Here is an 8,747-nt window from a genome sequence, read left to right on the forward strand (position 1 = left end):
CCGGTCCGCGGACCGGCGGTCACGCGGTGTCGCTGCGGGGTCTGCGGCGGTGACCTGTCCGGCCGCGGCCTGTGGTGCCCGTGGCGCCGGGCCCGTACCGCCGCGCTAAGCGCCGTCCGCGAGCCGGCGGATCGCCGCCATCGGCACGGGGAGCCAGTCGGGGCGGTGCCTGGCCTCGTAGAGCACCTCGTAGACCGCCTTGTCCGTCTCGTACGCGCGCAGCAGCTCCGGCTCGGCGCGCGGATCGGTACCCGCCGCCAGCGCGTATCCCTCGCAGTACGCCGCCCGGCAGCGCGCCGCCCAGTCGGGCCGCCAGGGCTCGTGGGAGCGCGCCGCGTAGTCGAAGGAGCGGAGCATGCCCGCGACATCGCGGACCGGCGGCTGCGGGCGGCGGCGCTCGGCGAGCGGCCTGGCCGGCTCGCCCTCGAAGTCGATGACCGACCACCGTCCGTCCGGAGTCCGCAAGGTCTGGCCGAGATGCAGATCGCCGTGGACGCGCTGCGCGGGTCTGCCGCGCGCCGCCTCGTCCAGCCCGGTCAGCGCGTCGAACGCGGTGCGCAGCCCCGGTACGTACGGCATGAGCACCGGCACCGCCTGCGCCGCCGCCTCCAGACGCTCGGCCATGCCCTCCGCGAGCTGCGCGGTCTGCCGGCGTCCCAGCGTGACCGTCGGCAGGGCGGCGGCGAGCGCGAGATGCACCTCGGCGGTGGCCCGCCCGAGCGCCCGCGCCTCCTTGGTGAAGTCACGGCCCCGGGCCAGCGCCGCCAGTGCGAGCTGCCAGCCGTCCTGGGAACCGCGCAGATAGGGCTGGAGCACTCCGAGGGTGAGGGAGTCACCGCTGCCGGACGGATCGGCCGCCTCGAACCAGGCGACGGGCGCGGGTACCCGGTCGCATCCCTCGGCGGCCAGCGCGAGCGGCAGCTCCAGATCGGGATGGGGCCCGGGGAAGACCCGCCGGAGGATCTTGAGGATGTAGGCGTCCCCGTAGACCAGGGAAGAGTTCGACTGCTCGGCGTCCAGCAGCCGCCCGGTCAGCCCGGCGGGCACCGTGCCCGCGTGGTCGAACCGCAGCGGTCCCAGCGCGCCCGACGCGCGCAGCCGCTCCAGCAGCAGTTCGGCCAGCCGGGGATCGTGCAGTCCCTCGTAGACGGTACGGCCGGCCAGCGGGCCCTGGGCGGCATGGCCGATCAGCGCGGACGCCAGCGCCGGCGGCAGCGCCTTCCGTACGCCGAGCAGCAGCTGGTAGCAGTCGCCGCCCGAGGCGGCGGCGGACGCGGCGGACGCGGCACCGGAGGGACTGGACGAGGGAATCGCCGGCGGCGGCCCCGAGGCGCTCCGCTGCTCGACCCGTACGAGCAGATGCAGCAGCCCCGGACCTCCCGCGGTCATCGGCAGCAGCTCGGTGGCCGCCACCGGTACGAAGCCGGTGACCGGTCGGCCCTTGCCCGCGAACCAGCGCTGGCGGGGCAGCCAGTCATGGAGCAGCGGCGCGAGCGAGCCGACCAGCGCCCTCGCGTCGGCGGGCGGCAGAGCGGACGACACGGCTGGTGAGGCAGCGGGCGAGGCGGTGACGAGGCACGGGGTAGTCCGGGTGGATGCAGCCTTCGACATGGCATCGCGTCCTTTCCCCGGGCACACCACAGGATGCGCAGAGTGTCCCGGATTGCGGCAATGGCTGTCCGGCTGTGCGGGACGTGTCGGGTGAGGATGATCCGTACGGGCTCGGTTCTGTTCGCATGTAGTGCGGACAAAGTCCGTGCCGAGTCCGTACCGGGTTGGTTCGGAGATCGTTTCCGTATGAACTCTGAACGGATCCGATCAAACGGAGGTGCTGGATGTGGTGGAGAGTGCCCCGTGCGAGGCGGCGGAAACCGCCTCGCACGGGTCCGGGGCCGCGCTGGTGTTACGCGGGGAGGGCGGGCACGCCGTCCTGCCTGAGCCGGAACCAGTAGAAACCGTGGCCCGCGAGCGTCAGCAGATAGGGCCATTCACCGATGGCGGGAAAGCGCACCCCGCCGATCAGCTCCACCGGATGACGCCCGCTGAACTGCCGCAGATCCAGCTCGGTGGGCTGGGCGAAGCGTGAGAAGTTGTGCACGCAGAGCACCAGGTCGTCGCCGTTGCCCTGGGGAGAGGGCGCCTCGCGCAGAAAGGCGAGCACCGCCGGGTTGGAGGACGGCAGCTCGGTGTACGAGCCGAGCCCGAAGGCCGGATTCTGCTTCCGGATCTCGATCATCCGCCGGGTCCAGTGCAGCAGCGAGGACGGCGAGGCCATCGCCGCCTCCACATTGGTCACCTGGTAGCCGTAGACCGGATCCATGATCGTCGGCAGATAGAGCCGGCCGGGATCGCTGGACGAGAAGCCCGCGTTCCGGTCGGGCGTCCACTGCATCGGGGTGCGCACGGCGTCCCGGTCGCCGAGCCAGATGTTGTCGCCCATCCCGATCTCGTCCCCGTAGTAGAGGATCGGGGAGCCCGGCAGCGACAGCAGCAGCGCGGTGAACAGCTCGATCTGGTTGCGGTCGTTGTCCAGCAGCGGGGCCAGCCGGCGCCGGATGCCGATGTTGGCCCGCATCCGCGGATCCTTGGCGTACTCCGCGTACATGTAGTCGCGCTCTTCGTCCGTGACCATTTCGAGAGTCAGCTCGTCATGGTTGCGCAGGAAGATGCCCCACTGGCAGTTCGTCGGGATGGCCGGTGTCTTCGCCAGGATTTCCGAGACCGGGTAACGCGACTCGCGGCGCACCGCCATGAAGATCCGCGGCATCACGGGGAAGTGGAACGCCATATGGCATTCGTCGCCGCCCTTGGCGTAGTCGCCGAAGTAGTCCACGACGTCCTCCGGCCACTGGTTGGCCTCGGCGAGGATCACCGTGTCCGGGTAGTTGGCGTCGATCTCGGCGCGTACCCGCTTGAGGAACTCGTGGGTGGCCGGGAGGTTCTCGCAGTTGGTGTTCTCCTGCTGGTAGAGGTAGGGCACGGCGTCCAGCCGGAAGCCGTCGATGCCCAGGTCCAGCCAGAAGCGCAGCGCGGAGACGATCTCCTCCTGCACCGCCGGGTTCTCGTAGTTGAGATCGGGCTGGTGGGAGAAGAAGCGGTGCCAGTAGTACTGCTTGCGCACCGGGTCGAAGGTCCAGTTGGAGGTCTCCGTGTCCACGAAGATGACCCGGGCGTCCTGGAACTGCTTGTCGTCGTCGGCCCAGACGTAGTAGTCGCCGTACGGGCCCTCGGGATCCTTGCGGGACTCCTGGAACCACTCGTGCTGATCGCTCGTGTGGTTCATGACGAAGTCGATGATCACGCGCATACCGCGCTGGTGCGCGGCGTCGACGAACTCCACGAAGTCGGCGAGATCGCCGAACTCGGGAAGCACCGACGTGTAGTCGGACACGTCGTAGCCGCCGTCGCGCAGAGGCGACTTGAAGAACGGCGGCAGCCAGAGGCAGTCGACGCCCAGCCACTGGAGATAGTCCAGTTTGGCCGTGATGCCCTTGAGGTCTCCGATGCCGTCGCCGTTGCTGTCCTGGAACGAGCGCACCAGGACCTCGTAGAAGACGGCACGCTTGAACCAGTCGGGATCCCGGTCCTTGGCCGGGGTGTCCTCGAACGTGTCGTGGACGGGCTCATTGACGATCATGATGTGGGTGACCCTCCGATCGGCGGGGACGGTCGCAGCACCACGATGTGCGCGGGCGTGACGCCCGGCTCCAGACGCACATAGTTGGAGCTGCCCCAGTGATAGGTCTCGCCGGTGAGCTCGTCGCGCACCGGAACGGTCTCGTGCGGTTCAAGGCCGAGCCGTTCCATGTCCAACGAGACCGTCGCCTCCTGGGTGTGGTGAGGGTCGAGGTTGACGACCACCAGAACGATGTCCGTGCCCGCCCGCTTGCTGTACGCGATGACCGCGTCATTGTCGGCGTGGTGGAAATGGATGTCGCGCAGTTGCTGGAGAGCGGGATGCCGTCGTCTGATCCGGTTGAGCAGGGTGATCAGCGGGGCGATGGTGCGGCCCTCACGCTCGGCCGCCTCCCAGTCCCGAGGTCTCAGCTCGTACTTCTCGGAGTCAAGGTACTCCTCACTGCCCGGCTTCGCGGGGGTGTTCTCGCAGAGTTCGTACCCCGCGTAGACACCCCAGGAAGGCGCCATCGTCGCCGCGAGCACGGCCCGTACCTCGAAGGCGGGCCGGCCCCCCTGCTGAAGGTAGGCGTGCAGGATGTCAGGAGTGTTGACGAAGAAATTCGGCCGCATGTACGCGGCGGTCTCGCGGGACAGCTCGATCAGGTAGTCGGTCAGCTCCTGCTTGCCGTTGCGCCAGGTGAAGTACGTGTACGACTGCTGGAAGCCGATCGCGCCGAGCGTGCGCATCATCGCGGGCCGGGTGAACGCCTCGGCCAGGAAGATCACATCGGGATCGGTGCGGTTGATGTTCGCGATGACCTTCTCCCAGAAGACCACCGGCTTGGTGTGCGGATTGTCGACCCGGAAGATCCGCACGCCGTGGGCCATCCAGTACCGCAGGACGCGGGTGGTCTCCCGGACCAGACCCCGCAGATCGCTGTCGAAGGCGATCGGATAGATGTCCTGGTACTTCTTCGGCGGGTTCTCGGCGTACGCGATCGAGCCGTCGGCGCGGTGGTGGAACCACTCGGGATGCCTGGTGACCCAGGGATGGTCCGGGGAGCACTGGAGCGCGAAGTCGAGGGCGATCTCCATCCGCAGGGCGCGGGCCGTCTCCACGAAGTGGTCGAAGTCCTCGATCGTGCCCAGATCGGGATGGATCGCGTCATGGCCGCCGTCGGGCGAGCCGATCGCCCAGGGCACACCGACATCGTCGGGGCCGGGCTCCAGGGAGTTGTTGGGGCCCTTGCGGTAGGTGGTGCCGATGGGATGGACCGGCGGCAGATAGACCACGTCGAAGCCCATCGCGGCGACCGCGGGCAGCCGCTCGGCGGCCGTTCTGAACGTACCGCTGACGGGCGGTTCGCCCTTCTTGACGACCGCGCCCTCGGAGCGCGGGAACAGCTCGTACCAGGAGCCGTACAGCGCCCGCCTGCGCTCGACCAGCACCGGCGCGGGACGCGAGGCGGTGACCAGGTCGCGCAGCGGATGGCGGGCGAGGGCGGCGTCGGCCGCCGGGGAGAGCGCGGCGGCCAGCCGGTCCGCGGCGGCCAGCGACTCGTCCCGCAGGGCGTCGGCGGCGGCCAGCACGGCCTCCCGGCCGTCGGCCTTCGGCACACCGGCGGCGGCCCGTTCGTACAGGTCCGCGCCCTCGGTGAGGACCAGGGCGACGTCGTGCTCGTCCGTGGCCGCGGGGATCTTGATCCGGGCGGCGTGGCGCCAGGTGGCGACCGGGTCGCTCCACGCCTCGACGGTGTAGGTCCAGCGGCCTTCCTCGGTGGGGGTGACCTCGGCGCCCCAGCGGTCGGTGCCGGGGGCGAGTTCACGCATCGGGGTCCAGGGGCCTGGGCGGCCACCGGGGTCCAGGAGGACGACATTGGCCGCCACCGCGTCATGGCCCTCGCGGAAGACGGTCGCGGTGACCTGGAAGGACTCACCGCTCACCGCCTTCGCGGGGCGTCTGCCGCAGTCGACGAGCGGTTGTACGTCCAGGACGGGAATGCGACCAATCAGCGGTTTCACTGGATCACCTGAGGGCTGTGCGGGCGTGACAGGCAGGGCGGGTGGCGCGGGTCGAGCACCTTCACCGGTTCTTGGCGTCTGCGGTCTCCGCAGCGGCTCCGGTGGCTCCGGTGGCTCGGATGCATTGGATGTTCTTTGTAGCTGTTCGGAAGACGACTCGGAGGCTGCGGGCATGGCCGCTCCTGTCCGCGTTCACTCGAATAGCGCTGGAATCGTGTGAGAACGCGCTCGTTTGCCGTACGGACGCCGCGTATGAGCGGACGTATGAGCTGTGCGTACCGGGTGCGTACCGGATGAGCCTTCCCCCTCCCCTCGGGTGGGCAATCCGGCGATCTGTTGACCGGTGGGGCGTGGAGAGCCCCGGGTGAATGCGCGAATGCGCCGTGGTTGCGGAGGGCACCCGGGGACTACCGTCGGAGGGACGGCGGACCGCACACCCGTGGTGCGCCCGCTCCGGCTCGTTTGTCCCTGCGAAGGTGGAACACGTGAAGGCAATCCGTCGGTTCACCGTCCGCCCCGTCCTGCCCGCACCACTCCAACCGCTCAGCGACCTCGCCCGCAATCTGCGCTGGTCCTGGCACACCGAGACCCGAGAGCTCTTCGAAGCCGTCGATCCCGCCGGCTGGCGGGCCGCCGACGGCGACCCCGTGAGGCTGCTCGGAGCCGTCTCCGCCGCCCGTCTGGCCGAGCTGGCCACGGACAGTTCCTTCCTGGACCGGCTGACCGCCGCCGCGGCCGGTCTCGACACCTATCTGCGCGGCGACCGCTGGTACCAGCAGCGCGACGCGGAGGGCGCCGAGCTGCCCGCCGCCGTCGGCTACTTCTCGCCCGAGTTCGGCATCACCGCGGCCCTGCCGCAGTACTCGGGCGGTCTCGGCATCCTCGCCGGCGACCATCTCAAGGCCGCCAGCGATCTCGGCGTACCGCTCATCGGTGTCGGCCTGCTCTACCGGCACGGCTACTTCCGCCAGTCGCTCTCCCGGGACGGCTGGCAGCAGGAGCAGTATCCGGTGCTCGACCCCCATGAACTCCCGCTCACACCGCTGCGCGAGGAGGACGGCACGCCCGCCCGGGTCGTCCTGACCCTGCCCGGCAGGCGCGCGCTGCGCGCCGGTGTCTGGCTGGCGCAGGTCGGGCGGGTCCCGCTGCTGATGCTCGACTCGGACGTCGAGGAGAACGGTCCGGGCGAGCGCGAGATCACCGACCGGCTCTACGGCGGCGGCAGCGAGCACCGGCTGCTCCAGGAGATGCTGCTGGGCATCGGCGGGGTGCGCGCGGTGCGGGCGTACTGCCGGCTCACCGGCCGTCCGGCGCCGGAGGTGTTCCACACGAACGAGGGCCATGCCGGCTTCCTCGGCCTGGAGCGCATCCGTGAACTCGTCGACACCGGTCTCGGCTTCGAGGCCGCCCTGGAGGCCGTCCGCGCCGGGACGGTCTTCACCACCCACACGCCCGTGCCGGCCGGGATCGACCGGTTCGACCGCGAGCTGGTCGCCCGCCACTTCGGGGAGGACGGCGAGCTGCCCGGCGTGGCCGCCGAGCGGGTCCTCGGCCTCGGCATGGAGAGCTATCCGGGCGGCGAGCCGAACCTCTTCAACATGGCGGTGATGGGCCTGCGGCTCGCCCAGCGGGCCAACGGCGTCTCCACGCTGCACGGCGCCGTCAGCCGGGAGATGTTCGCCGGACTCTGGCCGGGCTTCGATCCGGAGGAGGTGCCCATCACCTCCGTGACCAACGGTGTGCACGCGCCGACATGGGTCGCGCCCGAGATCGCCCGGCTGGGCGAAGGCCCTCCGGACACCACGCTCCCGCCCGCGGTCCCGGACGCCAACCTCTGGGACGTACGCCGCCGGCTGCGCGAACAGCTCGTCGCGGAGGTACGCGAGCGGCTGCGCGCGTCATGGCTCCAGCGCGGCGCCCAGGCCGCCGAGCTGGGCTGGATCGACGGCGTACTCGACCCGGACGTCCTCACCATCGGCTTCGCCCGCCGGGTCCCGTCGTACAAACGGCTGACGCTGATGCTGCGCGACCGCGACCGGCTGACGGATCTGCTGCTCGATCCGGAGCGGCCGGTCCAGATCGTCGTCGCGGGCAAGGCCCATCCCGCGGACGACGGCGGCAAGCGGCTGGTGCGGGAGCTGGTGCGGTTCGCCGACGATCCACGGGTGCGCCACCGCATCGTCTTCCTGCCCGACTACGGCATGGGGATGGCGCGCAAGCTCTATCCGGGCTGCGACGTCTGGCTGAACAATCCGCTGCGTCCGCTGGAGGCGTGCGGCACCAGCGGAATGAAGGCCGCCCTCAACGGCTGCCTCAATCTGTCGGTGCTGGACGGCTGGTGGGACGAGTGGTTCGAGCCGGACTTCGGCTGGGCCATTCCCACCGCGGACGCGGCCACCGACGAGGACCGCAGGGACGAACTGGAGGCGAACGCCCTCTACGCGCTGATCGAGGACCGGGTCGCGCCGCGCTTCTACGACCGTGGCGCGGACGGGCTGCCGGGCCGCTGGATCGAGATGGTCCGCAGCACACTGGTCGCCCTGGGACCGAAGGTGCTCGCGGGACGAATGGTGCGTGAGTATGTGGAGCGGCTCTACGAGCCCGCCGCTCACGCGCATCGCGCGCTGGACGCCGCGACGGCGACGGAGCTGGCGTCCTGGAAGTACCGCACACGCACGCTCTGGCCCCATGTGTCGGTCGACCATGTGGAGGGCGTCGCGGCCGGTGCCGCCGGAGGCACGGCCGAGCTCGGCTCCACCCTCTCGCTGCGGGTCCAGGTCGGCCTCGGTGAACTGCGGCCGGACGATGTGGAGGTGCAGGCCGTCGCGGGCCGGGTCGGCTCGGACGACACGCTCGTGGACGCGCGGCCGTTTCCGCTCAAGCCGGCCGACGGGCCGGACCTGGAGGGCCGCTGGACGTACGAAGGTCCGCTCGCGCTGGACCGTACCGGCCCCTACGGGTATACGGTCCGGGTGCTGCCCTCCCATCCGCTGCTCGCCACGAGCGCGGATCTGGGACTGGTCGCGCTGCCGACGGAGGCGACCGGCGAGGGCGCGGGGGTACTGCTGCGCTGACGGATCGGGCGGGCGGACAGACGGATCGGACGG

Annotated in this window: 4 protein-coding genes; 1 reads left to right on the forward strand and 3 read right to left on the reverse strand. The window is 70.5% G+C overall.

Features of this window, described 5'->3' with window-relative positions; all coding sequences use genetic code 11:
- Window positions 1-105: 105 nt before the first annotated feature.
- The 3 genes from BFF77_RS26595 to BFF77_RS26605 form a co-directional block, all read right to left on the reverse strand.
- Window positions 106-1,611: a maltokinase N-terminal cap-like domain-containing protein gene (locus tag BFF77_RS26595; RefSeq protein WP_066954486.1), complete on the reverse strand. Its 1,506-nt coding sequence runs from the start codon at window positions 1,609-1,611 to the stop codon at window positions 106-108.
- A 292-nt stretch (window positions 1,612-1,903) separates the two neighbouring features.
- Window positions 1,904-3,637, reverse strand: coding sequence for a maltose alpha-D-glucosyltransferase (treS, locus tag BFF77_RS26600; RefSeq protein WP_066954490.1), 1,734 nt, complete (start codon window positions 3,635-3,637; stop codon window positions 1,904-1,906).
- The gene (locus BFF77_RS26605) at window positions 3,634-5,631 is read right to left on the reverse strand and encodes an alpha-1,4-glucan--maltose-1-phosphate maltosyltransferase (protein WP_066954496.1); all 1,998 of its coding nucleotides are present in this window, start codon (window positions 5,629-5,631) and stop codon (window positions 3,634-3,636) included. The genes treS and BFF77_RS26605 overlap by 4 nt, the downstream gene beginning before the upstream one ends.
- 494 nt (window positions 5,632-6,125) lie before the next feature.
- Here BFF77_RS26605 and glgP point away from each other — a divergent pair, with 494 nt between their 5' ends.
- Window positions 6,126-8,714 (forward strand): alpha-glucan family phosphorylase, encoded by a 2,589-nt coding sequence (gene glgP, locus BFF77_RS26610; RefSeq protein WP_066954493.1) that lies wholly within the window; start codon window positions 6,126-6,128, stop codon window positions 8,712-8,714.
- The last annotated feature ends 33 nt before the right edge of the window (window positions 8,715-8,747 follow it).

This window comes from Streptomyces lushanensis (assembly GCF_001700515.1).
Lineage (GTDB): Bacteria > Actinomycetota > Actinomycetes > Streptomycetales > Streptomycetaceae > Streptomyces > Streptomyces lushanensis.